This window comes from Pseudomonas sp. UBA6699 (assembly GCF_002454615.1).
In the GTDB taxonomy this organism is placed as follows: domain Bacteria; phylum Pseudomonadota; class Gammaproteobacteria; order Pseudomonadales; family Pseudomonadaceae; genus Aquipseudomonas; species Aquipseudomonas juntendi.
On record NZ_DKJF01000096.1, the window covers coordinates 1 to 23,219 of the forward strand.

25 protein-coding genes are annotated in these 23,219 nt (G+C 63.4%); 12 read left to right on the forward strand and 13 right to left on the reverse strand.

The annotated features are described in order from the left end of the window. Window positions 1-337 precede the first annotated feature (337 nt). A complete protein-coding gene (gene rhtA / locus B3361_RS17950) occupies window positions 338-1,225 on the forward strand; it encodes a threonine/homoserine exporter RhtA (RefSeq protein ID WP_054906201.1) in 888 nt (295 codons plus the stop codon). A gap of 189 nt (window positions 1,226-1,414) precedes the next feature. Next, window positions 1,415-1,696 (forward strand): hypothetical protein, encoded by a 282-nt coding sequence (locus tag B3361_RS17955; protein WP_009684158.1) that lies wholly within the window; start codon window positions 1,415-1,417, stop codon window positions 1,694-1,696. Between the two features lie 39 nt (window positions 1,697-1,735). On the opposite strand, the gene B3361_RS17960 is transcribed toward B3361_RS17955, so the two are convergent. Then, window positions 1,736-3,544 carry an aminopeptidase P family protein gene (locus B3361_RS17960; RefSeq protein ID WP_054906202.1) on the reverse strand — a complete coding sequence of 603 codons (1,809 nt, stop codon included), beginning with the start codon at window positions 3,542-3,544 and terminating at the stop codon, window positions 1,736-1,738. Between the two features lie 186 nt (window positions 3,545-3,730). Between B3361_RS17960 and B3361_RS17965 the strand changes: the two genes are divergently transcribed. After that, a complete protein-coding gene (locus B3361_RS17965) occupies window positions 3,731-4,843 on the forward strand; it encodes a DUF3182 family protein (RefSeq protein WP_286920302.1) in 1,113 nt (370 codons plus the stop codon). Beyond that, a complete protein-coding gene (locus B3361_RS17970; RefSeq protein ID WP_054906204.1) occupies window positions 4,827-5,597 on the forward strand; it encodes an alpha/beta hydrolase family protein in 771 nt (256 codons plus the stop codon). Before B3361_RS17965 ends, B3361_RS17970 begins: the two co-directional genes overlap by 17 nt. Here the strand turns inward: B3361_RS17970 and B3361_RS17975 are convergent. Both B3361_RS17975 and B3361_RS17980 read right to left on the reverse strand, forming a co-directional pair. Continuing rightward, the gene (locus B3361_RS17975) at window positions 5,576-5,956 is read right to left on the reverse strand and encodes an antibiotic biosynthesis monooxygenase (protein WP_054906205.1); all 381 of its coding nucleotides are present in this window, start codon (window positions 5,954-5,956) and stop codon (window positions 5,576-5,578) included. The two genes, B3361_RS17970 and B3361_RS17975, sit on opposite strands and share 22 nt — an antisense overlap. Window positions 5,957-6,046: 90 nt before the next feature. Further along, complete coding sequence (locus B3361_RS17980) at window positions 6,047-7,030, reverse strand: GlxA family transcriptional regulator (RefSeq protein ID WP_054906206.1); 984 nt, start codon at window positions 7,028-7,030, stop codon at window positions 6,047-6,049. Window positions 7,031-7,112: 82 nt separating this feature from the next. On the opposite strand from B3361_RS17980, the gene B3361_RS17985 reads away from it, so the two are divergent. Continuing rightward, on the forward strand, window positions 7,113-7,667 hold the full coding sequence (locus tag B3361_RS17985) for a cysteine hydrolase family protein (protein ID WP_054906207.1): 555 nt from the start codon (window positions 7,113-7,115) through the stop codon (window positions 7,665-7,667). Between the two features lie 78 nt (window positions 7,668-7,745). On the opposite strand, the gene B3361_RS17990 is transcribed toward B3361_RS17985, so the two are convergent. Next, entirely contained in the window at window positions 7,746-8,309 is a 564-nt protein-coding gene (locus B3361_RS17990; RefSeq protein ID WP_054906208.1) for a helix-turn-helix domain-containing protein, read from the reverse strand. Between the two features lie 84 nt (window positions 8,310-8,393). Here B3361_RS17990 and B3361_RS17995 point away from each other — a divergent pair, with 84 nt between their 5' ends. The 7 genes from B3361_RS17995 to B3361_RS18025 all read left to right on the forward strand — a co-directional run bounded on the left by B3361_RS17995 (window position 8,394) and on the right by B3361_RS18025 (window position 15,552). Beyond that, window positions 8,394-9,344: a DMT family transporter gene (locus B3361_RS17995; protein ID WP_054906209.1), complete on the forward strand. Its 951-nt coding sequence runs from the start codon at window positions 8,394-8,396 to the stop codon at window positions 9,342-9,344. A gap of 150 nt (window positions 9,345-9,494) precedes the next feature. Then, on the forward strand, window positions 9,495-12,410 hold the full coding sequence (locus B3361_RS18000; protein ID WP_154211276.1) for a monovalent cation/H+ antiporter subunit A: 2,916 nt from the start codon (window positions 9,495-9,497) through the stop codon (window positions 12,408-12,410). Continuing rightward, window positions 12,410-12,754 (forward strand): Na+/H+ antiporter subunit C, encoded by a 345-nt coding sequence (locus B3361_RS18005; RefSeq protein ID WP_003250128.1) that lies wholly within the window; start codon window positions 12,410-12,412, stop codon window positions 12,752-12,754. The genes B3361_RS18000 and B3361_RS18005 overlap by 1 nt, the downstream gene beginning before the upstream one ends. Beyond that, window positions 12,751-14,430, forward strand: a complete 1,680-nt coding sequence (locus B3361_RS18010; protein ID WP_054904893.1) for a monovalent cation/H+ antiporter subunit D — start codon at window positions 12,751-12,753, stop codon at window positions 14,428-14,430. Before B3361_RS18005 ends, B3361_RS18010 begins: the two co-directional genes overlap by 4 nt. Continuing rightward, window positions 14,427-14,915 carry a Na+/H+ antiporter subunit E gene (locus B3361_RS18015; RefSeq protein WP_054904894.1) on the forward strand — a complete coding sequence of 163 codons (489 nt, stop codon included), beginning with the start codon at window positions 14,427-14,429 and terminating at the stop codon, window positions 14,913-14,915. The genes B3361_RS18010 and B3361_RS18015 overlap by 4 nt, the downstream gene beginning before the upstream one ends. Continuing rightward, window positions 14,912-15,190 (forward strand): K+/H+ antiporter subunit F, encoded by a 279-nt coding sequence (locus tag B3361_RS18020; protein ID WP_054904895.1) that lies wholly within the window; start codon window positions 14,912-14,914, stop codon window positions 15,188-15,190. Before B3361_RS18015 ends, B3361_RS18020 begins: the two co-directional genes overlap by 4 nt. After that, window positions 15,187-15,552 (forward strand): Na+/H+ antiporter subunit G, encoded by a 366-nt coding sequence (locus B3361_RS18025; protein WP_009684171.1) that lies wholly within the window; start codon window positions 15,187-15,189, stop codon window positions 15,550-15,552. Before B3361_RS18020 ends, B3361_RS18025 begins: the two co-directional genes overlap by 4 nt. 12 nt (window positions 15,553-15,564) lie before the next feature. On the opposite strand, the gene B3361_RS18030 is transcribed toward B3361_RS18025, so the two are convergent. The 9 genes from B3361_RS18030 to B3361_RS18070 form a co-directional block, all read right to left on the reverse strand. Continuing rightward, a complete protein-coding gene (locus B3361_RS18030; RefSeq protein ID WP_029885263.1) occupies window positions 15,565-15,777 on the reverse strand; it encodes a hypothetical protein in 213 nt (70 codons plus the stop codon). Then, window positions 15,774-16,244, reverse strand: coding sequence for a hypothetical protein (locus B3361_RS18035; RefSeq protein ID WP_033744322.1), 471 nt, complete (start codon window positions 16,242-16,244; stop codon window positions 15,774-15,776). The genes B3361_RS18030 and B3361_RS18035 overlap by 4 nt, the downstream gene beginning before the upstream one ends. A 336-nt stretch (window positions 16,245-16,580) precedes the next feature. After that, window positions 16,581-16,775, reverse strand: coding sequence for a hypothetical protein (locus B3361_RS18040; RefSeq protein WP_054904896.1), 195 nt, complete (start codon window positions 16,773-16,775; stop codon window positions 16,581-16,583). Between the two features lie 177 nt (window positions 16,776-16,952). Beyond that, complete coding sequence (locus B3361_RS18045) at window positions 16,953-17,357, reverse strand: TraR/DksA family transcriptional regulator (RefSeq protein ID WP_003250099.1); 405 nt, start codon at window positions 17,355-17,357, stop codon at window positions 16,953-16,955. A gap of 282 nt (window positions 17,358-17,639) precedes the next feature. Next, complete coding sequence (locus tag B3361_RS18050) at window positions 17,640-18,413, reverse strand: enoyl-CoA hydratase (protein WP_054904897.1); 774 nt, start codon at window positions 18,411-18,413, stop codon at window positions 17,640-17,642. 13 nt (window positions 18,414-18,426) lie between these two features. Next, window positions 18,427-19,554 (reverse strand): acyl-CoA dehydrogenase, encoded by a 1,128-nt coding sequence (locus B3361_RS18055; RefSeq protein ID WP_054904898.1) that lies wholly within the window; start codon window positions 19,552-19,554, stop codon window positions 18,427-18,429. 8 nt (window positions 19,555-19,562) lie between these two features. Then, on the reverse strand, window positions 19,563-20,756 hold the full coding sequence (locus B3361_RS18060) for an acetyl-CoA C-acyltransferase (protein WP_009684177.1): 1,194 nt from the start codon (window positions 20,754-20,756) through the stop codon (window positions 19,563-19,565). A gap of 11 nt (window positions 20,757-20,767) precedes the next feature. Beyond that, the gene (locus B3361_RS18065) at window positions 20,768-21,535 is read right to left on the reverse strand and encodes an SDR family NAD(P)-dependent oxidoreductase (RefSeq protein ID WP_054904899.1); all 768 of its coding nucleotides are present in this window, start codon (window positions 21,533-21,535) and stop codon (window positions 20,768-20,770) included. A 14-nt stretch (window positions 21,536-21,549) separates the two neighbouring features. Next, window positions 21,550-23,196 carry an AMP-binding protein gene (locus tag B3361_RS18070; protein WP_054904900.1) on the reverse strand — a complete coding sequence of 549 codons (1,647 nt, stop codon included), beginning with the start codon at window positions 23,194-23,196 and terminating at the stop codon, window positions 21,550-21,552. Window positions 23,197-23,219: the final 23 nt, after the last annotated feature.

The following is a 23,219-nucleotide window of genomic DNA, read 5'->3' on the forward strand; positions in this document are numbered from 1 at the left end:
AGGCGCGCATTCTACGCTTTCCTCATTTGCTGTCAAGCGTTTATTTTGAAGTTTTTTGAGAGAAACTCGTTTAGCTTCTAACACTTGACACAACACAGTGGCTGGCAGTGCCTGCTACCGCGTTGGAATGGTGCGCATTATAGGGCGGCTTTTTTGTAGGTCAACCTTTAATTTCAATAATTTAGGTTTTCCGCAGAATCCCTGCAGCCGAGCAACAGCGTGCTCGGCCTGCACGCTAGCCAGCGCTACAAAACCTCTGCAGGGCACCTTGCCCACTACCCTGCTAATTGCGCACTATATTGCTCACCCCTCCCTCTCCAAGGAATGCCGCCCTTAAATGAACACCCAGCCCCGCAGCCTGGCCGCCACCCTCTTTCCGATAGGCTTGCTGCTGATTGCCATGGCATCGATCCAGTCAGGCGCTTCCTTGGCCAAAAGCATGTTCCCCATCGTTGGCGCACAAGGCACCACCACCCTGCGGCTGATCTTCGCCAGCATCATCATGCTGCTGATACTGCGCCCCTGGCGGGTTCGCCTGACCGCCAAAACCCTGCGCAACGTCATCATTTATGGCATGGCCCTGGGCGGCATGAATTTCCTCTTTTATATGGCACTGCAAACGGTGCCCATCGGCATTGCCGTGGCCCTTGAGTTCACCGGTCCGCTAGCCGTGGCGCTGCTGTCCTCGCGTCGACCCACCGACTTTCTTTGGATCGCATTGGCCATTGTTGGCTTGCTGCTCTTGCTGCCGGCCGGCCATGGCGGGCAAGCACTTGACCCCGTGGGCGCAGCCTATGCCCTGGGGGCGGGTGTTTGCTGGGCACTGTATATCCTGTTCGGGCAACGCGCCGGCGCCGAGCACGGCATCCAGAGTGCCGCCCTGGGCGTTGTGGTAGCCGCCCTGTTCGTTGCACCTATCGGCATCGCCCATGCCGGCAGCGCACTGCTCACCCCGGCGCTGATTCCCGTAGCGCTCGCCGTTGCAGTGCTGTCCACCGCCCTGCCCTACAGCCTGGAGATGGTTGCCCTGACGCGCATTCCGGCGCGCACTTTCGGCACCCTCATGAGCATCGAGCCTGCATTCGGGGCGCTGTCGGGCCTTTTGTTCCTTGGCGAAGTTCTGACAGTCACCCAATGGCTGGCGATCCTGGCGATCATTGCGGCCTCTGTGGGCACCACGCTGTCGATGCGAAAAGACACCAGCCCACCGATCGCCGCTGACTGATATGAGAAATATTTTCATTTGAGACCGTATTAATGATTGTCGCGATCGGCCCCGCTGATTAAGCTGTCACAGCATCACGATCTTCACGCGTTCTACTGAAGCGAACACTGGCGCTGAGGAAACTCAGGAAGAACCGAAGCGATAACGACAGGGTCTGACATCGGATTCGCCCTGCATATAAGGACAGGAATGAAACGTATTTTTCTCATCCTGGCCATCTTGGCTATTGCTGGATGTGCCGCCACGGCCAAGACCGAGGTCAAGAAGGGCAAAAAGGGCCTGCATATCAATTGCTCCGGCCTTTCATCCTCGTGGGACAAGTGTTACAGCAAGGCTGCAAGCGCTTGCAGCACCCGCGGTTACCGGGTGGTCGCACGGTCTGGTGACAGCGACGAAGAAGACGGTGACTATTTGTTCGGCATCAACCCAGCGGGCTACACCAGCCGCAGCATGATCGTCATCTGCAAATAGCAGCAAGGGCAGCGCATCGGCTGCCCTCTTTGCCGCGCTTTACAGCGGCGCGGTGCGCGCTTCGAGCCAGCCAAGCGCCTCCCCTTTCAACAACGGGGCCAAACGCTCGCGCACGTGGGCATGATAGCCATTGAGCCACTCCAGTTCGCATTGGGTCAGTCGTTCGGGCAGGAGGCAGCGGGTGTCGATCGGGCACAGCGTCAAGGTCTCGAAGTTCAGGAAGTCACCGAAGGCGCTCGTGCCTGCTTCGCGGTTGACCACCAGATTCTCGATGCGTACCCCCCATTGCCCAGGCCTGTAGGTGCCCGGCTCGATCGAGCTGATCATGCCCGCCTGCATGGCCGTATGGGGCGCCGGTGCCGCCTGGTAGGCAATCACTTGCGGCCCCTCATGCACATTGAGGAAATAGCCCACCCCGTGCCCGGTCCCATGCCCGTAGTCGACCTGGTCAGCCCAGATCGGCGCGCGCGCAATGGCATCGAGCAGGGGCGACAGGATGCCACGGGGAAACGTGGCCCGCGACAGGGCGATCATGCCTTTGAGCACGCGGGTACAGTCTTCCTTCTGCGCGTGGCTGGGAACACCCACCGGCACCATGCGAGTGATGTCAGTAGTCCCCCCCAGGTACTGCCCACCCGAATCGATCAGCAACAGCCCGTTGCCTTCGATGCGTGCATGCGACTGCTCGGTGGCGCGGTAATGCGGCATCGCACCATTGGCATTGAAGGCTGCAATGGTCGAAAAGCTCAGCGACACGAAATTCGCCCGCCGTGCACGTGCAGCACTCAATTGCTCGTCCACAGTCAGCTCGGTGACGACCTCTCGACCAAGGTTGGCTTCCAGCCAGGCGAAGAATTCGCACAATGCCGCCCCGTCTTCCTCCATGACCTGACGGATGTAGGGGAGATCAGCGTCACCCTTGCAGGCCTTGCTCAGGGTGGTGGGGTTCAGCCCCTCGACCAGCTCCACACCCACCGGCAAGTTGGCTAACAGGCTGCAGGTGACGCGTGCCGGGTCCACCAGCAGCCGGCTGCCTGCCGCCACGGCAGCCAGCGCCTGCCCTGCTTCGCTGTAGTCGCGCACTTCAACACCGTCGCTCGCCAGTACCTGGCGCAGGTGCGCATCCACCTTGCCTTGGCCAACGAACAGCATGGCCTGCTGCTGGCTGATCAAGGCGAAGGCCAGAAACACCGGGTTGTATGAGACGTCGCTACCGCGCAGATTGAACAGCCAGGCGATGTCATCGAGGGTGGCAATGAAGTGCCAGTCGGCCCCCTTGGCCTGCATGGCCTGGCGCAACTGCGCGAGCTTTTGCGCCCGGCTCGTCGTGGCGTGCGGCTGCAAATGCTGATAGACCGGATTGCCAGGCAGCCCCGGGCGCCCGTCCCACACCTCGCCCAGCAGGTCCTGGTCGGTTACCAGCCGCGCCCCGCGCGCCTTCAGGCGCTCTGCCAATTGCCGCGCCGAGGCCAATGCCATGACGGCACCGTCGACCGCCACGGTGCCGTTGGGCTCAGCGTGCTCTCCCAGCCACTCCAGCGCGCCAGGCTTGCCCGGCGACAGCTTCATCAGCTCGATGCCACTGCCGGCCAATTCATGCTCGGCCTGTTCCCAGTAGCGGCTATCGACCCATAGCCCGGCAAACGCCGAGGTCACCACCAGTGTACCCACCGAGCCATGAAACCCCGACAGCCACTGGCGCCCTTGCCAATAGCCGGGCAGGTATTCGGAGAGATGCGGGTCGGATGAAGGCACCAGCAAGGCATCGACGTGCCTTGCCGCCATGGCCTGGCGCAGACGCATCAGGCGCTGTGGCACGCTGTGTTCAAAGGGGGTCTGCACGTTCATGCGCTCTCCTGCGGCTACATCACGGTTGATCCAATAGGCGGATAATGGAGCAGGCGCCAAAGCCCTGCAATCGCCCAGGCGCGAACCGGAACCGTCCTACACAAGGACCGCCGATCAAGTAGTGCTGAACTTCCCCAGGGTCACGGCTTCACACACTGTACATTCGCCACACACAGGCAGCAGACCATGCCCAGTGCCTGCCCCGCTAAAACTGCAGTCGTGCTGCTCGACACTCGGGAACATACACCCGAGCATGAGCGGGCCGTGCACCTGAAGCTCGCCGAGGGCCTGGGACGCTTGCTGGGCTGCCCCCATGTGCAGCCCACGCGGCTGCCTGTCGCCACCGACAACTACTATTGCATCCCGACCGAAACCCTGACCGACACCGAGCAGGCTGCCAGCCTGGGCATTGTCAGTGAGTCAGATCTATTCGGCGGCTTGGTACCCTGCCCCTACATGGCCACCAAAGCCATTTCCCACCCGCTGCCTGCGGGAGCCTCCGGCCCTGAGGGCTGGACCGATGGCTTCGCCCGCCAGGCCGGCGGCGCCTTGCTGCGCGGTTTTACGGTGTTCAGCAAACCCGATGCCCGCCATGCTGCAGCCTTGCTGTTGCGCGCTGGCCCTGTGCGGGTCAAGCCAGTACGGGCCAGCGCAGGCCGCGGGCACCAGGTGATCACAGAACTGGATCAGCTGACCCCTTTGTTGAACGGTATGGACGACCAGCAGTTGGCGGTATGGGGACTGGTGCTGGAAGAAGACCTGAGCCAAGTGAAGACCTTCAGCGTTGGTCAGGTCAGGGTGGCCGGCCTGACCTGCAGCTACCATGGCACCCAGCAACTCACCCGTGACCATCAGGGCTGCGAGGTGTACGGGGGATCTGACCTGATCGTAGTCCGTGGCGACTATCAGGCCCTGTTGCAACGCCCCCTTGAAGACCACCTGCGGCTGGCCGTGAACCAGGCCATGGTCTACGAACAGGCTGCCGAACGGCATTTTCCGGGCTTTGTGGCGTCGCGGCGCAACTACGATATCGCCCGCGGCACCACTGCCTCCGGCCAGCCATGCAGCGGGGTACTCGAACAATCCTGGCGCCTGGGCGGTGCCAGCAGCGCCGAGCTGCTGGCCCTGCAGGCATTTGCCGACGACCCGGCACTGCAGCAGGTACGTGCGTCCACCCATGAAGTGTTCGGCAGCGCCGACCTGCCCGCGGATGCCACCCTTTTCTACCAAGGAAACGACAGTGAACTCGGACAACTCAGCAAATTTGCGCGGATTCGCGAGCATGGCCATTCAGAGTGAAACCGTCGAACTGCAGGTCGAGAACGACCGCATCGCCGGGACCTTGGTCAGCCCTGGCAGCAAGATGCCAGGTATTCTCTTCGTCCACGGCTGGGGTGGCAGCCAGCAACGTGACCTGGCTCGCGCCCGACACATCACCGGCCTGGGCTGCGTATGCATGACCTTCGACCTGCGCGGCCATGAAAAAACCCAAAGCCAGCGCCTGACCGTTACCCGTGAGCAGAACCTGCAAGACCTGCTGGTGGCTTACGACCGCCTGATCAGCCACCCGGCGGTCGACAGCAACGCCATCGCCATCATCGGCAGCAGCTATGGCGGCTACCTGGCCACCTTGCTGACCCGCGAACGCCCGGTGAAATGGCTGGCCCTGCGGGTGCCGGCCATGTACTGGGACGAAGAATGGGACAGCCCCAAGCAAGCCCTTGATCGTCAGCGCTTGAACGCCTACCGCCAGCGCCCCCTGGGGCCGGCCGACAACCGCGCCCTGGCCGCCTGCGCCGAGTTCGTCGGTGATGTGCTGCTGGTGGAGTCCGAACAGGACGACTATGTCCCGCACAGCACCTTGATGAGCTACCGCTCGGCATTCGTCAGCGCCCACTCACTGACCCACCGCATGGTCGACGGCGCCGACCACGCGTTATCCAGTGAAGAAAGCCAGAAAGCCTACAGCTCGATGCTGGCGGCATGGATCAGCGAAATGGTCATCGGTGCCCGCCTGGACCGCTACCCACACTACGCACCGTGGTACGCCTGACCCTCACCTACCTGGCAATGCAGGCCGCCATCGGCGCTGCGCACCAAGCTGCGCAAGGTCTGGTAGGCCGCAAAATTGACACCCCGTGCCTGGTGCCGGCGCAACAGCTCGAGGAAGGGTTCCTCGTTGAAATACTCGGCCGCCGCCGACCAGGCCTGGCGTGACTGCCATTGCAGGTACTGCAGCACCCGGCTGCCATCGTCGCTTGCCTGAATGCTGACGCCTTGCAGGCCTTCACAGCGCGCTGCCAACACTTCGCTGCGCACCACCAGCGCTTGAGCCAACGCCTGCTGGCACGGGCTCGGCACTTCATATTCGATCATCTGGGTGAACCACAGGGCTTGAGGCTTTGCCGACATCGACAGTCTCCTGGCTACGGGCGCATGCAGCGCGATGCCGAGCAGGGTAAAACCTCAAGTTAAGTCAAGGTCAAGCGGTTTGTGCACGCGCTACGCCGTTACCGCAAAGCGTCGCCGGTACTCACTCGGCGTCAACCCGGTGATGCGCTGAAAGACTTTGCGAAACGCCCCCGGATCCTGATAGCCAACCCCCCAGGCGATCTGCTCGACATTGCGCCGGGTGAACTCCAGCAACCGGCACGCGCGCCCTACGCGCACCTGCTGGCAGTATTCGGTGGGGCGCAACCCGGTGGCGGCTCGAAAACGCCGCAGGAACGTGCGCGCTTCCAACCCCGCGCAGGCCGCCATTGCAGCCAGGTCTGCATGCTGCCCGTCACTGCCCTGCAGCCAATGCTGCACTTTCAGGATGGCTTCGTCGCCATGGTCCAGCCGAGGGTTGAACAACGCCCCGGGCAATGCCGCGGTGACAGGTTCGACTGCCAGATAGCGGGCAGTTTCCCGCGCTACCGTCGCCCCCAGAAAACGTTCGAGCAGCCGCAGCCCCAGGTCGGTCCAGGCCATCAACCCCGCCGAGGTGACAATGTCGCCGTCGTCCAGTACCGGCTGCTGGGTCTGCACGCGCACGTTGGGGAACCGCTGCGCCAGCGCCTGCACGTAGTTCCAGTGGGTACAGGCCGGGCGACCATCCAGCAAGCCACTGGCGGCGATGAAAAACACGCCGATACACACCGACGCCAGCACCGCGCCACGCCCGTGCAACAGGCACAGGGACGGCCGATGCTGTTCCAGCAGGTCGCCATGCGGGGTCGATTCCAGGCTTGGCGGGATGATCAGGACACGCACACCTGCCAAGTCGACAGCCGGGCTGCCAGGGGCCAGCTGCAAGTGACCTGCGACGTCGGCCTGCCAGAAGCTGATGCGCACCTGCGGCAACGCGACAGCACCCAGTTCGGCTGCGACCCGATTGGCCACGGTAAAGAGGTCGCGCAGGCCATACAGGGCAGCCTGCTGTACCCCAGGGTAAAGCAGCAAGCCGATGTCCAGCCTGGCCGTGTTGTCAGTTTTCACCCGCATAGTGTCGTTCACGCCAATCCTCAGGTCGGGCCCCACAGCCTATAACTAACGCCAACCCACGACTACTGCCACAGGAGGCAGCATGAACAAGCACGCGCTGATCATCATCGACATCCAGAACGACTACTTCCCAGGCGGCAAGTGGCCCCTCGATGGGGCTGAGGCAGCGGCCGAAAACGCGGCCCGCGTGCTGGCCGCGGCCCGCACGCGCGGCGACTTGGTGGTGCACGTGCGGCATGAGTTCACCAGCGCCGATGCGCCATTCTTTGCCCCGGGTTCGCCGGGCGCCGCCTTCTACAGCAAGGTCCAGCCGGCTGCAGGCGAGCCGGTGATACTCAAGCACAAGGTCAACGCCTTTCTCGAAACTGGCCTTGAACAAACGCTCCGAACGCATGGCATCGAAGCCGTGACCATCGTTGGCAGCATGAGCCACATGTGCATTGATGCCGCTACCCGGGCAGCCGCCGACCTGGGCTTTGAAGTGACCGTGGTGCACGATGCCTGCGCGACCCTGGCACTGACGTTCGACGGCAAGCAGGTGCCAGCGGCCCAGGTACAGGATGCGACCATGGCAGCGTTGGCCTTTGCCTACGCCAAAGTCGTGAAGACGAGCGAAATGGTGGCCGAACAGGCTTGAGGTGCTCGGGGCGCTTTGCGCCCCATCCCGCCGGCAGATCGCTTGCAAACCACCACGGGGCGACGAACCTGCGGGGCCTCAGATCACCACATTACGCACAAACCGCACCGGCACAGTGCCATCGTTCCGGTAGGCGTACTGGCAATTGCTGGGAAATACCTGGAACTGCCCCACCTGCAGGCGATGTTCTATCCCCTCGATGATCAGGGTAAGTTGCCCTGCGCACACATAGATCTGCTCACTCCAACCCTCGGCATCGGCCTCGCTGGCATAACGCTCGCCCGGCGCCAGCGTCCACTCCCACAGCTCGACCTCGCGCCGCGCCGCGCTGGTGCCCAGCAAAACCGCCCGGCTCTGGGGGTGCTCGCCCGCCCAGGCCAGCTCTTCGATACGCCCTGGATCACGCAGGTCCGGCGCCTGGATCAGCGTACTGAAGGCCACCCCCAACGCCTCGGCGATCAAATCCAGGGTGGTCAGGCTGACATTCTTTTCCCCCGCCTCGATGGCCACCAGCATGCGCCGGCTGACCCCCGAGCGTTCAGCCAGCACCGCCTGGCTCATACCAGCGGCATTGCGCAGGCTGCGAACATTTAGGCTGACGTGTTGCAGCACCGAAGCACGGTGCGCGGATTCTTTGTGCACTATATTGCTCACCGTTGTGTATTGCGCAGTATACTGCCCACTTTGCGGCGATTGTGCGCCGCCTGACGCCGAGTGTGCAAGACCATGATCCAGCCCAGCAGCAAGCCGACCCCCACCGTTACCTTTCGCCTGAGCAAGGCCGAAGTCGTGCTGGTGTTCATTACCATGTTGTGGGGCGGCACCTTTCTGCTTGTCCATAACGTGATGAGTGTCAGCGGCCCGATGTTCTTCGTCGGCCTGCGCTTTGCGGCAGCGGCGTTGTTCGTGGGCGTGGTCTCAGCGCGGGCGCTGCCTGGGCTGACCTTCACCGAGCTCAAGGCCGGCATGCTGATCGGTGTCACGATCATGCTCGGCTATGGTTTGCAGACCATGGGCCTGCAAACCATCAGTAGCAGCCAGTCGGCGTTCATCACTGCGCTGTATGTGCCGTTCGTGCCCCTGTTGCAGTGGCTGGTACTCGGCCGCCGGCCCGGCCTGATGCCCAGCATCGGCATTTGCCTGGCGTTCGCCGGCCTGATGCTGCTGGCCGGCCCGGAAGGCGGCAGCCTGCATTTCAGCGAAGGCGAAATGGTGACCCTGGTCAGCGCTGTGGCGATCGCTGGCGAGATCATCCTGATCAGCCGCTACGCCGGCCAGGTCGATGTGCGTCGGGTCACCGTTGTCCAGTTGGCGACCGCGTCGGTGTTGGCGTTTTTGATGATCGTCCCGACCCAGGAGCGCATTCCCGACTTTTCCTGGCTGCTGCTGGTCAGCGCTATCGGCCTGGGCGCGATGAGTGCGGTAATCCAGGTGGCGATGAACTGGGCGCAGAAGTCGGTCTCGCCCACCCGGGCAACGCTTATTTATGCTGGTGAACCGGTGTGGGCTGGTATCGTCGGGCGTATCGCCGGCGAACGGCTCCCCGGCGTGGCGCTGCTGGGCGGCCTGCTGATCGTGATCGCGGTGGTAGTCAGCGAACTCAAGGTACGGCGGCGCAGCGAAGGCGCCGCTGTGGACGGCCAAGGGGTACCGGGTGAGCGGCAGGCAGGGCTGTGAAGCAGCCAACTGCAGCTATGCTTTGTAAAAAACTGTTATAAAAAAATCACTTGTCACAGTCTATTTGTAGGATTCTGCGACAGCTTGCGTGTTGGTGATCACCCCCCCCGGCACGTATGATCCTTGCAAACTTCTCCAGAATAGGCCGCTATGTCTTTGATAGTGCTATTGCTTCTGCCGTTCGTGGGCAGTTGCCTGGCAGCCGTGCTGCCGCACAACGCACGAAACGCCGAGTCCATCCTTGCCGGGCTCGTAGCCCTGGTCGGTACCGTCCAGGTAGCACTGCTTTACCCTCAGGTCGCCCACGGGGGCGTGATTCGCGAAGAGTTCCTGTGGCTGCCCAGCCTGGGCCTGAACCTGGTGCTGCGCATGGACGGCTTCGCCTGGCTGTTCTCGCTGCTGGTGCTGGGCATCGGCACGCTGGTGTCGCTGTACGCGCGCTACTACATGTCACCCCAAGACCCGGTGCCGCGCTTCTTCGCCTTTTTCCTGGCGTTCATGGGCGCCATGCTGGGCCTGGTGATCTCCGGCAACCTGATCCAGCTGGTGTTCTTCTGGGAGCTCACCAGCCTGTTCTCTTTCCTGCTTATCGGCTACTGGCACCACCGGGCAGACGCCCGCCGCGGCGCCTACATGGCACTGATGGTAACGGGCGCAGGCGGCCTGTGCCTGCTGGTGGGGGCGCTGCTGCTCGGCCATGTGGTCGGCAGCTACGACCTGGACAAGGTCCTGGCTGCCGGCGACACCATCCGCCAGCACGCGCTGTATCCAGTTCTACTGCCCCTCATCCTGATCGGCGCCCTGAGCAAGAGCGCACAGTTCCCCTTCCAGTTCTGGCTGCCCCACGCCATGGCTGCGCCAACGCCGGTATCGGCCTACCTGCACTCCGCAACCATGGTCAAGGCCGGGGTATTCCTGCTGGCCCGCCTGTGGCCAGTGCTCTCCGGCAGCGAGGAGTGGTTCTGGATCGTCGGCGGCGCCGGCGCCATCACGCTGTTGCTCGGCGCCTTCGCCGCCATGTTCCAGAATGACCTGAAGGGCCTTCTGGCCTACTCGACCATCAGCCATCTCGGCCTGATTACCCTGCTGCTCGGCCTGAACAGCCCGCTGGCCGCGGTCGCCGCGGTGTTCCACATCCTCAACCATGCCACCTTCAAAGCCTCGCTGTTCATGGCCGCCGGCATCATCGACCACGAAAGCGGCACCCGCGACATCCGCCGCCTCAGTGGCCTGATCCGCCTGGTGCCGTACACCGCCACCCTGGCCATGGTGGCCAGTGCCTCGATGGCTGGCGTGCCCTTGATGAACGGCTTCCTGTCGAAGGAAATGTTCTTCGCTGAAACAGTGTTCATCAGCTCCACCGCCTGGGTCGAAGCCGCCCTGCCGGTAGTCGCCACCCTCGCCGGCACGTTCAGCGTGGCGTATGCGCTGCGCTTTACCGTCGATGTGTTCTTCGGCCCTACGGCCCAGGACCTGCCGCACACCCCGCATGAACCGCCGCGCTGGATGCGTGCACCGGTAGAGTTGCTGGTACTCACCTGCCTGGTCGTGGGTATTTTCCCCGCACAGTCGGTCGGGCCGCTGCTGGCTGCCGCGGCATTGCCGGTGGTCGGCGGCACCCTGCCGGAATACAGCCTGGCGATCTGGCATGGCTGGAATGCGCCGCTGATCATGAGCCTGCTCGCCATGAGCGGCGGTATCGTCTTGTACATCATGTTGCGCAAGCAACTGCGCCGGGGGCGCTTCCCTTCCCCGCCGGTGATCGAGCGGTTCAACGGCAAGCGCCTGTTCGAATACGGCCAGGTGCAGTTGATGTTGCTTGCCCGGCGCATCGAGCGCCTGCTCACCAGCCGGCGTTTGCAGTCGCAGCTGTTCATGCTGGTGGTCGCCGCATTCCTGGCCGGGCTCACGCCCATGCTCTACAGCGGCCTGAGCTGGGGCGAGCGGCCGAAAATTCCCGGGTCCGGGGTATTCGTCGCGCTGTGGCTGATCGCAATCGCCTGCGCCGTCGGCGCTGCCTACCAGGCCAAGTACCATCGCCTGGCAGCCCTGACCATGGTCAGCGTCTGCGGCCTGATGACCTGCATCACCTTCGTCTGGTTCTCCGCACCCGACCTGGCCCTGACCCAGCTGGTGGTAGAAGTCGTCACCACCGTGCTTATCCTGCTCGGCTTGCGCTGGTTGCCTCGGCGTATCGAAGGCGTCTCGCCATCGCCCGGCAGCCTGGAGCGTGCGCGCATACGCCGCTTGCGCGACCTGCTGCTGGCAGTACTGGTTGGTGGCGGCATGGCCTTGTTGTCGTATGCCATGCTGACGCGGCCGACACCCAATGACATTTCCTCGTTCTACCTCAGCCGCGCACTGCCGCAGGGCGGTGGCACCAATGTGGTCAACGTCATGCTGGTCGACTTCCGCGGTTTCGACACTCTCGGTGAAATCACCGTGCTGGTGGCCGTGGCGCTGACCGTGTTCGCCCTGCTGCGACGCTTCCGCCCACCCAAGGAGAGCATGCAGTTGCCGGCCCAGCAGCGCCAGCTCGCGCCTGACGTGGTCACCGACCTGATCAACCCGCGGCATGCCACCGATACCGCACTGGGCTTCATGATGGTGCCAGCGGTGCTGGTGCGCCTGCTGCTACCTATCGCCCTGCTGGTCTCGATGTACCTGTTCATGCGCGGGCACAACCAGCCAGGGGGCGGTTTTGTCGCTGGCTTGGTAATGTCGGTGGCGTTCATCCTGCAGTACATGGTGGCGGGCACCCAATGGGTCGAGGCGCAGATGAGCCTGCGGCCGCTGCGCTGGATGGGCACCGGCCTGCTTTGCGCAACCCTCACCGGGGGCGGCGCCATGCTGCTCGGCTACCCGTTCCTGACCACCCATACCGCCCACCTGCACTTGCCCTTGCTGGGCGACGTGCACGTGGCCAGTGCACTGTTCTTCGATGTCGGCGTGTACACCGTGGTGGTCGGTTCGACCCTGTTGATCCTCACTGCGCTGGCGCACCAGTCGGTGCGTGCCTACCGCCCGGGTAACCCGGCAAAAACCAACCAAGCAGGAGCCGCCTGATGGAAGAAGTCATTGCAGTCGCCATCGGAGTGCTGGCCGCCTCGGGCGTATGGCTGATCCTGCGCCCGCGTACCTACCAGGTCATCATGGGCCTGTGCCTGCTGTCGTACGGCGTCAACCTGTTCATCTTCAGCATGGGCAGCCTGTTCATCGGCAAAGAGCCGATCATCAAGGACGGCGTGACCCAAGACTTGCTGCATTACACCGACCCGCTGCCGCAAGCCCTGGTGCTGACCGCCATCGTGATCAGCTTTGCCATGACCGCGCTGTTCCTGGTGGTGCTGCTGGCCTCGCGGGGCCTGACCGGGACCGACCACGTCGATGGCCGGGAGCGTGACGAATGAGCGACATGAGTCAACTGATCGTCGCGCCCATCCTGCTACCGCTGGTCACGGCGGCCATGATGCTGCTGCTGGGCGAAAAACACCGCCGCATCAAAGCCCGTCTGAACCTGCTGTCGACCCTCACCGGCCTGGCCATAGCCGTCAGCCTGCTGCTGTGGGTACGCACCCAGGGTCAGGCACAATCGATCGGCGTGTACCTGCCGGGTAACTGGCCAGCGCCATTCGGTATCGTGCTGGTGCTGGACCACTTGTCTGCGCTGCTGCTGACCCTGACCGGGGTCATCGGCTTCAGTGCCCTGTTGTTTGCCCGCGCCCGCTGGGACGGTGCCGGGGCCAGCTTTCACGCACTGTTCCAGATCCAGCTGATGGGCCTGTACGGCGCGTTCCTCACAGCCGATCTGTTCAACCTGTTCGTGTTCTTCGAAGTGCTGCTGGCCGCTTCCTACGGTCTGTTGCTGCATGGTTCGGGGCGCGCGCGCGTGCGTGCCGGCCTGCACTACATCGCCATCAACCTGTTTGCCTCGTCGCTCTTCCTGATTGGCGCGGCGATGCTGTACGGCGTGACCGGCACCCTGAACATGGCTGACCTGGCCCTGAAGATTCCCCTGGTGCCAGAAGCTGACCGTGGCCTGCTGCACGCCGGTGCAGCCATCCTGGCCATGGCCTTCCTGGTCAAGGCCGGCATCTGGCCGCTCAACTTCTGGTTGGTACCGGCCTATGCATCGGCCAGTGCGCCGGTGGCTGCGCTGTTCGCCATCATGACCAAGGTCGGCCTGTACGCCGTGTTGCGCCTGTGGACGCTGCTGTTCTCCGGCCAGGCCGGCGCTTCGGCCCATTTCGGCGGCCAATGGCTGGTGTACGGTGGCCTGGTGACCCTGGCGGTGGCCGCAGTGTGCATTCTCGCAGCACAGCGCCTGGAACGCATGGCAGCGCTGAGCATCCTGGTTTCGGCCGGCACCCTGCTCGGCGCGGTCGGCTTTGCCCAGCCCGCGCTGACCGGTGCGGCACTGTTCTATCTGGTCAACTCGACCCTGGCACTGTGCGCCCTGTTCCTGCTCGCCGAGCTGGTCGAACGCTCGCGCTCGGCCAATGAGGCACCGCTGGACGAAGAAGAAGATCTGATGCCGCCCCCGCTGGAGTCCCTGCACCCCCCCAAAGGTATCAACCTCGATGACGAGCAGAAGGCGGTGATCGGCCAGATCATCCCTTGGACCATGGCTTTCCTGGGCCTGAGTTTCATCGCCTGCGCCTTGCTGATCATCGGCATGCCGCCCCTCTCGGGCTTCGTCGGCAAGCTCAACCTGATCAGCGCCTTGTTCAACCCAAACGGCCTGGGCGGCCCCGTCGAGCAGCCCCTGAGTGCCCCCGGCTGGGGGCTGGTAGCGTTGCTGATACTCTCGGGCATGGCCTCGCTGATTGCCTTCGGCCGGGTTGGCATCCAACGCTTCTGGAAGCCCGAAGAGCGCCCGTCACCCGTACTGCGCCGGTTCGAATGCCTGCCGATCGTCATTCTGCTCGGCCTGTGCATCTTCCTCAGCCTCAAGGCCGAGCCATTGCTGCGCTACACCCAGGACACGGCCGCCAGCCTGCAGGCGCCAGATGCCTATATCGATGCCGTAATGGCCGCCCGGCCGATCCCTGGCCCGACTTCGCCCAGCGCCGAGGTGCTGCCATGAGCCGCATGTTCCCCGCCCCGCTCCTCTCGGTCTCGCTGTTCGGCCTGTGGCTGCTGCTCAACCTCTCGGTCAGCCCCGGTAACCTGCTGCTGGGCGCCGCCCTTGGCGTACTGGCGCCACTGCTGATGGCCCCCTTGCGGCCGCAACACGCACACGTCAAGCGGCCGCTGGTCGTCGCCCGGCTTATCGGCCGGGTCGGCGTCGATGTCATCATGTCCAACCTGCTGGTTGCCCGCGGCGTGCTGCGGGCCGGCAAGCAGCCGCCACGTTCGGCGTTCGTGCATATACCGCTGGCCCTGCGCGACCCGCACGGCCTGGCGGCACTGGCGATGATTACCACGGTGGTGCCTGGCACAGTCTGGTCGGAACTGGCTCTGGACCGCAGCGTATTGCTGCTGCATGTGTTCGACCTGGACGATGAAGCGGCCTTCGTCCAGCACTTCAAGGACACGTATGAACGCCCACTGGTGGAGATTTTCCAATGACAGGCCTGCTCGCCAACGCTGTCCTCGCCAGCCTGTTCATTTTCGCCCTGGCCATGGCCCTGGCGCTGTTCAGGCTGTTCCGTGGCCCGTCTGCCCAGGACCGGATCCTGGCGCTGGACTACCTGTATATCCTGGCCATGCTGACCATGCTGGTGCTGGGTATCCGTTATGCCAGTGACACCTACTTCGAAGGTGCCCTGTTGATTGCGCTGTTCGGCTTCGTCGGCTCGTTTGCCCTGGCCAAGTTCCTGCTGCGCGGTGAGGTGATCGAATGACTGAAACCTTGGTACTGCCATTCTGGCTCGAACTGATCACGGCGGTGCTGCTGATCACCGGCAGCCTGTTCGCCCTGGTAGGTGCAGTGGGCCTGGTGCGCCTGAAAGACTACTTCCAGCGCATGCACCCACCGGCACTGGCCTCGACCATCGGCGCTTGGTGCGTGGCACTGGCCTCGATCATCTATTTTTCGTGGTTGAAGGACGCGGCGGTGCTGCACGCCTGGCTGATCCCCATTCTGCTGTCGATCACTGTGCCGGTGACCACGTTGCTGCTCGCACGGGCAGCGCTGTTCCGCAAGCGGGTGGCGAAAGAGCCAGTGCCTGAAGAGGTCAGCAGCGGCTGCGACAGTGGCAACTGAAGGCCTGCCGCCTCACACCTGGCTCAGGCGCTGCAACTCGCGGCGCACCATGGCGGCGTAAGGTGGCGGGCCGAGCCTGTACAGCTCTGCCGCCACCCAGTTCAACCAGGCACCTTGCAATGCATCGCGCCGGGCCAGCATACGCTGCGCCTCGGCTACGGCAGCCGCATGATGCTGCCGATGAAACTCCGCCCGGCTGGCGGGCGCATCATCAGTTGCAGTCATTCACTGGCCTTGAAGGTGGTCAGCTCGCCCTTGCGCCATTTGGCAACTTTGCCGGTTACCGCTTTCAGCAACTTGCCCAGGCCTTCCTGTATCTGCTGCTGCGCGGCGAATACCAACATGACCCCTTGGCCTTCGCGAAACACGATGCCCTCGCCTTCCGGCACGGAAACGAAAGCGTAATCACCCACGCCATAGACATTCAACTTGATTTCCCGGAAGCGCATTTCCAACTTGCCGCCTTCGCGGCTGGGCAATACGGCAGCGCGGAAATGATCGCCAACTTTCAGTTCCAGGCGCTGTTTATCGTCTACCACCAACGCACTTTCTGTGTCGATTTCGGCCATGTACAGGCCTTCGGGATTCTGTTCGGTTACATAAATGAAGCGGCCCTGGAACAGTTGGGCCAATTTACCGCGCAAGTCGCCGAGTGCGAACAACGCATGGGTATCAAGTGTGCTGACTGCCAATGAAGTAATCCTCAACCGGTTACAACCCGCCCTCACCCAAGCTCGGGGAGGCACGGCCCTGTCTTATCGATAGGCGAAAAGAGTAATAAAGCGATATACGAAATGTCTGTGCCCGCCGACGATGCAGCGCGCAGGAAACTTTACTCTGGTTTGCCAGATTCGCCTTCAACCGAAGGCGTTTGGCCCATTCCCGGCACGGGAAACGTGATGCCTGAGATCACTCGCCAGAAAACACGGCCAAGGCGTGAGCCTGCAAGAAGGCAAACCCTGGTGCGCATTACTGTAGGACAAATATGCCCGAAAACACTGAAACCCGTCGAGAGGCAAACAACATTTTCAGGCGGCGAGCCCTTTCTTCAGTTGTTGCTGCCAGGCAGCCTGGCATTCCAACGCTTCCTCGCGCGTGGCAAAAGCGGTACCGCGCCGCTCACCGTTGACCAGCACCACCCAGCAGACACGCCTGCCCAGTGCCTGCATTGTGGCGGGCACACTTGAACCGATCATCACGGCCACATCGACTCGGCTATGCATCATTCCCTCCGGAATTTAAGTAGCACCCTAACGATATAGCCATGATACGCCTGCGCCCAAGGGGGAAACAGCGCCGCCCGGTACAGCTGTGTTACGCCTGCAGCAACAAAAACGGGGCGACAACAAACGCAAAAAGCCCCAGGGATCGCTCCGTGGGGCTCGGCACTGCGCGAGGGGTTACACCTGGCGCTGGTGGCGGTCGAGCTGCTCGTGGCGCTCTTGGGCTTCGATGCAGTATTTGGTGGTCGGGCTGATCAGCAGACGCTTCAGGCCGATGGGCTCACCACTGTCGTCGCACCAGCCGAAGCTTTCGTCGGCAATACGGTCCAGGGCCATTTCCAGCTGAGGCAGCAGGCGCTGGTCGCGGTCGATGGCATTCACCAGCCAGCTGCGCTCTTCTTCGACCGAAGCCACGTCGGCTGGGTCCGACGGCGTGTCCAGGCCTTCGATGGTGGTGCGGCTGAGCTCGATGCGTTCATGGGTTTCGACTTTCATCGCCTGCAGCAGCTCAGTGAAGAAGGCGAGCTGGTCGGCGTTCATGTAGTCATCGGCCGACATGGCCAGCAACTGTTCCTTGGTCATCGATTTCTCTATGAAAAAATGTGCATTTGGGCGATTCAGGTGCCGCCGACGCCTCGGCATCGGCAACGGAATTCTTCAAGCGCCAATCGGCACTCTTTTACAGGGGGCGGCAGTCTAAGGCGCCACGTCGCGTGGAGCAACTGCAAAAGGCTGCGAATTTGCTTTCCGGCACCAGAATCCGCTGGTCGGTGTCGAGCTGGCAGCTGGGGCCAGCGCCCAGATGGGTTGCGCGCCGAGCGGGTCGGAGCCGCCCAGGCGCGAACAGTTGGTCACACACTTCAATCAACGGTCGTTGAACTGTGCCTCACGCTTGGCAATGAAAGCGGCCATGCCTTCTTTCTGGTCCTCGGTGGCGAAAGCCGCGTGGAATACACGGCGTTCAAACCGCACACCCTCGCTGAGGGTAACTTCAAACGCCCGGTTGACGCTTTCCTTCACCATCATGCTCACCGGAATCGACTTGCTGGCGATGGTCGCCGCAATTTTCAGTGCCTCCTCCACCAGCTCGGCCTGCGGCACGATCCGCGCCACCAGCCCGGCCCGCTCCGCCTCTTCAGCGCCCATCAGGCGACCGGTCAGGCACAGCTCCATCGCCTTGGCCTTGCCCACCGCCCGTGTCAGGCGCTGCGTGCCGCCCATGCCCGGCAGTACGCCAAGGTTGATTTCCGGTTGGCCGAATTTGGCATTGTCGGCGGCGAGGATGAAATCGCACATCATCGCCAGCTCACAGCCGCCGCCCAGGGCAAAGCCGGACACCGCAGCAATGATCGGTTTGCGGCGGTTGGCGATGCGGTCGGCATCGCTGAACAGGTCATCGACGTAGATCTGCGGGTATTGCAGCTCGGCCATTTCCTTGATGTCGGCACCCGCGGCAAACGCCTTCGCCGAGCCGGTCAGCACCACACAGCCGATATTGGCATCGCGCTCCAGCTGATCGAGGGCCTGGTTGATTTCGCCGACGATCTGCGCGTTCAGCGCGTTCAGCGCCTGCGGCCGGTTGAGGGTGATCAGGCCGACCTTGCCGTGGATATCCAACAGGATGGTTTCGAATGCCATGCAATCTGCTCCTTCATAGGTTGCGCGCAATGACCATGCGCTGAATGTCGCTGGTGCCTTCGTAAATCTGGCAAACCCGAACGTCGCGGTAAATCCGCTCCAGGGGGAAGTCGCTCAGATAGCCATAACCGCCCAGGGTCTGCAAGGCGTGCGAACAGACCTTTTCGGCCATTTCCGAGGCAAACAGCTTGGCCATTGATGCTTCCACCAGGGCTGGGCGCCCGGCATCGCGTAGCGCAGCGGCGTGCAACACCATCTGCCGGGCCACCGCGATCTGGGTCGCCATATCAGCCAGGCGGAACGCCACCGCCTGGTGCTCGACCAACGCCTTGCCGAAGCTTTGCCGCTCGTTGGCGTAGTCACGCGCCACTTCAAACGCGGCCCGGGCCATGCCCACCGCCTGGGAAGCAATACCGATACGGCCACCTTCAAGGTTGGCCAGGGCGATCTTGTAGCCCTCACCCTCGGCACCCAGCCGGTTGGCCACAGGCACCCGCACATTGTCGAAGACGATCTGGCAGGTGTCGGAAGCATGCTGGCCGAGTTTGTCCTCTACCCGTGCCACCTGGTAGCCGGGTGAATCGGTGGGCACGATGAAGGCGCTGATGCCGCGCTTGCCGGCATCCGGGTCGGTTACGGCAAACACGATCACTACCCCGGCGTTCTGGCCGGAAGTGATGAATTGCTTACTGCCATTGAGCACGTAATGGTCGCCATCCAGACGGGCGCGGGTCTTCAGGCTGCTGGCGTCAGAACCCGCCTGGGGTTCGGTCAGGGCGAAAGCACCGAGCATCGCGCCGCTGGCCAGCGGCGCCAGGAACTGCGCTTTCTGCTGCTCGCTGCCAAAGTGCAGGATCGGCACGCAGCCCACTGAGTTGTGTACGCTCATGATGGTCGAGCATGCGCCATCACCTGCAGCAATCTCCTCCAGGGCCATGGCATAGGCCACGTAGCCGGTGTCGCTGCCACCCCAGGCTTCCGGCACCAGCATGCCGAACAGGCCCAGCTCGGCCATTTCGTCGATCGCCTCCCTGGGGAAGCGGTGCGCCTTGTCCCACTGTTCTGCAAACGGCTTGAGGCGCTCCTGGGCGAAAGCACGGACCGCGTCGCAAATCTGTTGTTGCTCGTCAGTTACCAGCATGGTTCACCTCAGTACAGGCATTCGACCGCCATGGCCGTGGCTTCGCCACCACCGATGCAGATGGCCGCTATACCCCGGCGCAGGTTGTTCTGGCGCAGGGCCGACAGCAAGGTCACCAGGATGCGTGCCCCGGATGCCCCGATCGGGTGGCCGAGGGCACAGGCGCCACCGTGGATGTTGACCTTGTCATGGGGCAGGTCGAGGTGTTTCATGGCCGCCAGGGTGACTACGGCGAAGGCTTCGTTGACCTCGAACAGGTCGACCTCGGCCAGTTTCCAGCCCGTGCGCACAAGCAGCTTGTCGATAGCACCGATGGGCGCAGTGGGGAACAAGGCCGGGGTATCGGCGAAGGCCGAATGCCCGTGAATCACCGCCAAAGGCTTGAGCCCCCGCTTGTCGGCTTGGGAGCGGCGCATCAGCACCAGCGCCGCAGCCCCATCGGAGATCGAACTGGCGTTGGCCGCGGTCACCGTACCGCCTTCACGGAAGGCCGGCTTGAGCTGCGCAATCTTGTCCAGCCGCGCCTTCGGCGGCTGTTCGTCGTCCTTGATGACGCGCGTTTGCTTACCCTCGGTGACCTCCACCGGAATGATCTCGGCGGCAAAACGGCCACGCTTGATCGCGTCCTGGGCGCGGGTCAGGGAGGCGATGGCAAACTGGTCCTGGGCCTCGCGGCTGAAGCCGTTGGCCTGGGCACAGTCTTCAGCAAAGGTGCCCATCAGGCGGCCCTTGTCGTAGGCATCTTCCAGGCCATCCATGAACATGTGGTCGATGATCTTGCCATGGCCCATGCGGTAACCACCGCGGGCCTTGTCCAGCAGGTAGGGGGCGTTGGTCATGCTTTCCATGCCACCGGCCACCACCACCTCGGCGGTGCCGGCCAGCAGCAGGTCATGGGCCATGATCGCGGCCTGCATGCCCGAACCGCACATCTTGTTCAGGGTGGTGCAGGTGGTGTGCTTGTCCAACCCGGCACCCAGCGCCGCCTGACGCGCTGGGGCCTGGCCCTGGCCGGCCGGCAGGACGCAGCCGAACAGCACCTGCTCGACACTGGCGGCATCGATGCCGGCGCGCTCGACTGCGCCACGGATGGCGGCACTGCCCAGTTGCGGCGCGGTCAGGCTCTTGAGGTCGCCTTGCAGGCCGCCCATGGGCGTGCGCACGGCGCTGACGATCACAATCGGGTCATTGCTGAGGGTCATGGTCATCCTCCTTATTTGGCAGCCATGCGCAACGCACCGTCGAGGCGGATCACCTCACCGTTGAGCATGCTGTTCTCGATGATGTGCCGCGCCAGCGCGGCATATTCCTGCGGGCGACCCAGGCGTGGCGGGAACGGCACCCCAGCGGCGAGGGAAGCGCGTACTTCTTCGCTCATGCCGGCCATCATCGGTGTTTCGAAGATGCCCGGGGCGATCGTCATCACACGGATACCGAAGCGGGCCAGTTCGCGGGCTACCGGCAAGGTCAGGCTGGCTATGGCGCCCTTGGACGCGGCATAGGCCGCCTGGCCGATCTGGCCATCATACGCCGCGATGGAGGCGGTGTTGATGATCACGCCACGCTCGCCATCCTCGCCGGCAACGCCTTCAGCCATGGCGGCGGCAGCCAGGCGCAGCAGGTTGAAGCTGCCGACCAGGTTGACGTTGATCACCTTGGCGAAGCTGGCCAGGCCATGCGGCCCCTGTTTGCCCAGCACTTTCTCGGCGCCTACGATACCGGCGCAGTTGATCAGCCCGTGGAGGCTACCGAACGCACTGACGGTTGCATCGACTGCTGCCTGGGCAGCCTGCTCGTCGCTGATGTCAGCCACCGCGAAACGGGCATGCTCGCCCAGTTCACGCGCCTTGGCCTCAACGGCCTGGGCATTGAGGTCAACCAGCATGACCTTCGCACCCGCCTCCACCAGCATCTGCGCAGTGGCAGCGCCCAGCCCGGATGCCGCGCCGCTGACGATGAAGTGTTTGTTCGCTATTTGCATGGTCGGTTTTCCTTTCAGGCGCTGGCAGGGGTGGCCTGCGGCGCTTGTTGTTTGGCGACTTCCTGGTTACGCAGGATGAAGCGTTGCAGCTTGCCGCTCGGGGTCTTGGGCAGGTCGCTGACGAATTCGATTTCGCGGGGGTAGGCGTGCGCGTACAGGCGCTGACGCACATGCTGACGCAATGCCTCTTCAAGTTCGGGGGTGCCGTGATAGCCGCTGGCCAACACCACGAACGCCTTGATCAACTCGGTGCGCTCCGGATCCGGCTTGCCGATCACCGCAGCCTCGATCACTGCCGGGTGTTCGATCAACGCGCTTTCCACGTCGAAAGGGCCAACACGGTAACCAGAGGTGGTGATCACATCGTCACTACGCCCGACGAAGCTGATGCTGCCGTTGCGGTTCAACTCGACGGTATCGCCGCTCAGGTAGTACTTGCCGACGAAGGCCTTGGTCGGCAAACCCTGGTAGCCAGCGAACCAGCATAGCGGCGACCGCTCGCGGTCGACCGCGAGAATGCCTGGCTCGCCGGCCGGCAGCTCGCGCCCCTGCTCGTCCAGCACCACGATCCGATGGCCCGGGATGGCGAAGCCGGCCGATCCCGGGTGCACCGGGTGCTGCAGGCCATGATGGTTGCACAGCACCATGCCCAGTTCGGTCTGCCCGTAGTGGTCGTGGATGGTCACCCCCAATTCGTCGGCAAACCAGCGAATCACTTCCGGGTTCAGCGGCTCACCGGCACTGCTGACAACGCGCAGGCGGCCTTTGACCGGTGCCGCGAAGGTATCGCCGGCCGCGATCAGCAAACGGTAAGCGGTGGGCGACCCGGCCAGGTTGGTGATGCCCAGCGATTCGATCACCCGCACACAGCTTTCGACACTGAACGGGCCATCGTAGAAGGTGGTGGCATGCCCCAGGGACAGCGGCCCGGTGACGGCGTAGTACAAGCCATAGGCCCAGCCGGGGTCGGCCAGGTTCCAGAAGTTGTCTTCGCGGCGCAGGTCGATGGCATCGCGCATGTAGCCCTGGAAGGCGACGATGGCACGCAACGGTACTTCCAGCGGCTTGGCCGGGCCGGTGGTACCGGACGTGAACATCAGCAGGAACGGGTCGTCGCCCGAGCGCATCACGGGCTCGCATTCAGGCGCGGCGCCGGCCAGGCACTGCTGGAAATCCAGTTCGCCACTGCGGGCGTTCACCGTGATGACCGTCGGGCAGGCGTGTACATCGTCCAGCTTGCCCCGGTTGACGCTGTCTGTGACAACGACACGGGCGCGGGACTGTTCAAGACGGTGCTCGATGGCCTTGGGCCCGAAGGCGGTGAACAAGGGCTGGTACACCGCCCCGATGCGCCAGGTGGCCAGGATGCTGACCAGCAACTCGGGGGTGCGTGGCAACAGCCCCGCCACCCTGTCGCCCGCCTGCACGCCTTGCGCCTTGAGCACATTGGCGAACCGGGCGGCCAGCATGTGCAATTGCTCGAAGCTGTAGCGGGCAGTGTGGCCATCGCGATCGACATGCAGCAGTGCCACCTTGCCATGGCCTAGGTGGCGGTCACAGCACTCGACACAGGCGTTAAGGGTTTCGAGGTTGCCGTGCAGTGCCCCAGCTACGGTGTTGCCAAGCTCGAACAGGCGGACAGCCTCGGCGTAATCACGCATCGTCGGACTCCTGGTTTGTTGTT

Bases quoted from the DNA above. Each gene is read 5' to 3' on its own strand.
- B3361_RS18045 (WP_003250099.1), bottom strand. From the start codon at position 17,357: ATGACCAAGGAACAGTTGCTGGCCATGTCGGCCGATGACTACATGAAC.
- B3361_RS18050 (WP_054904897.1), bottom strand. From the start codon at position 18,413: ATGGCATTCGAAACCATCCTGTTGGATATCCACGGCAAGGTCGGCCTG.
- B3361_RS18070 (WP_054904900.1), bottom strand. From the start codon at position 23,196: ATGCGTGATTACGCCGAGGCTGTCCGCCTGTTCGAGCTTGGCAACACC.
- B3361_RS18030 (WP_029885263.1), bottom strand. From the start codon at position 15,777: ATGACTGCAACTGATGATGCGCCCGCCAGCCGGGCGGAGTTTCATCGG.
- B3361_RS17955 (WP_009684158.1), top strand. From the start codon at position 1,415: ATGAAACGTATTTTTCTCATCCTGGCCATCTTGGCTATTGCTGGATGT.
- B3361_RS17965 (WP_286920302.1), top strand. From the start codon at position 3,731: ATGCCCAGTGCCTGCCCCGCTAAAACTGCAGTCGTGCTGCTCGACACT.
- B3361_RS18005 (WP_003250128.1), top strand. From the start codon at position 12,410: ATGGAAGAAGTCATTGCAGTCGCCATCGGAGTGCTGGCCGCCTCGGGC.
- B3361_RS18055 (WP_054904898.1), bottom strand. From the start codon at position 19,554: ATGCTGGTAACTGACGAGCAACAACAGATTTGCGACGCGGTCCGTGCT.
- rhtA (WP_054906201.1), top strand. From the start codon at position 338: ATGAACACCCAGCCCCGCAGCCTGGCCGCCACCCTCTTTCCGATAGGC.
- B3361_RS17960 (WP_054906202.1), bottom strand. From the start codon at position 3,544: ATGAACGTGCAGACCCCCTTTGAACACAGCGTGCCACAGCGCCTGATG.
- B3361_RS17980 (WP_054906206.1), bottom strand. From the start codon at position 7,030: ATGCGGGTGAAAACTGACAACACGGCCAGGCTGGACATCGGCTTGCTG.
- B3361_RS18025 (WP_009684171.1), top strand. From the start codon at position 15,187: ATGACTGAAACCTTGGTACTGCCATTCTGGCTCGAACTGATCACGGCG.
- B3361_RS17985 (WP_054906207.1), top strand. From the start codon at position 7,113: ATGAACAAGCACGCGCTGATCATCATCGACATCCAGAACGACTACTTC.
- B3361_RS17975 (WP_054906205.1), bottom strand. From the start codon at position 5,956: ATGTCGGCAAAGCCTCAAGCCCTGTGGTTCACCCAGATGATCGAATAT.
- B3361_RS18020 (WP_054904895.1), top strand. From the start codon at position 14,912: ATGACAGGCCTGCTCGCCAACGCTGTCCTCGCCAGCCTGTTCATTTTC.
- B3361_RS18015 (WP_054904894.1), top strand. From the start codon at position 14,427: ATGAGCCGCATGTTCCCCGCCCCGCTCCTCTCGGTCTCGCTGTTCGGC.
- B3361_RS18060 (WP_009684177.1), bottom strand. From the start codon at position 20,756: ATGACCCTCAGCAATGACCCGATTGTGATCGTCAGCGCCGTGCGCACG.
- B3361_RS18000 (WP_154211276.1), top strand. From the start codon at position 9,495: ATGTCTTTGATAGTGCTATTGCTTCTGCCGTTCGTGGGCAGTTGCCTG.
- B3361_RS17995 (WP_054906209.1), top strand. From the start codon at position 8,394: ATGATCCAGCCCAGCAGCAAGCCGACCCCCACCGTTACCTTTCGCCTG.
- B3361_RS18065 (WP_054904899.1), bottom strand. From the start codon at position 21,535: ATGCAAATAGCGAACAAACACTTCATCGTCAGCGGCGCGGCATCCGGG.
- B3361_RS18010 (WP_054904893.1), top strand. From the start codon at position 12,751: ATGAGCGACATGAGTCAACTGATCGTCGCGCCCATCCTGCTACCGCTG.
- B3361_RS18040 (WP_054904896.1), bottom strand. From the start codon at position 16,775: ATGCATAGCCGAGTCGATGTGGCCGTGATGATCGGTTCAAGTGTGCCC.
- B3361_RS17970 (WP_054906204.1), top strand. From the start codon at position 4,827: ATGGCCATTCAGAGTGAAACCGTCGAACTGCAGGTCGAGAACGACCGC.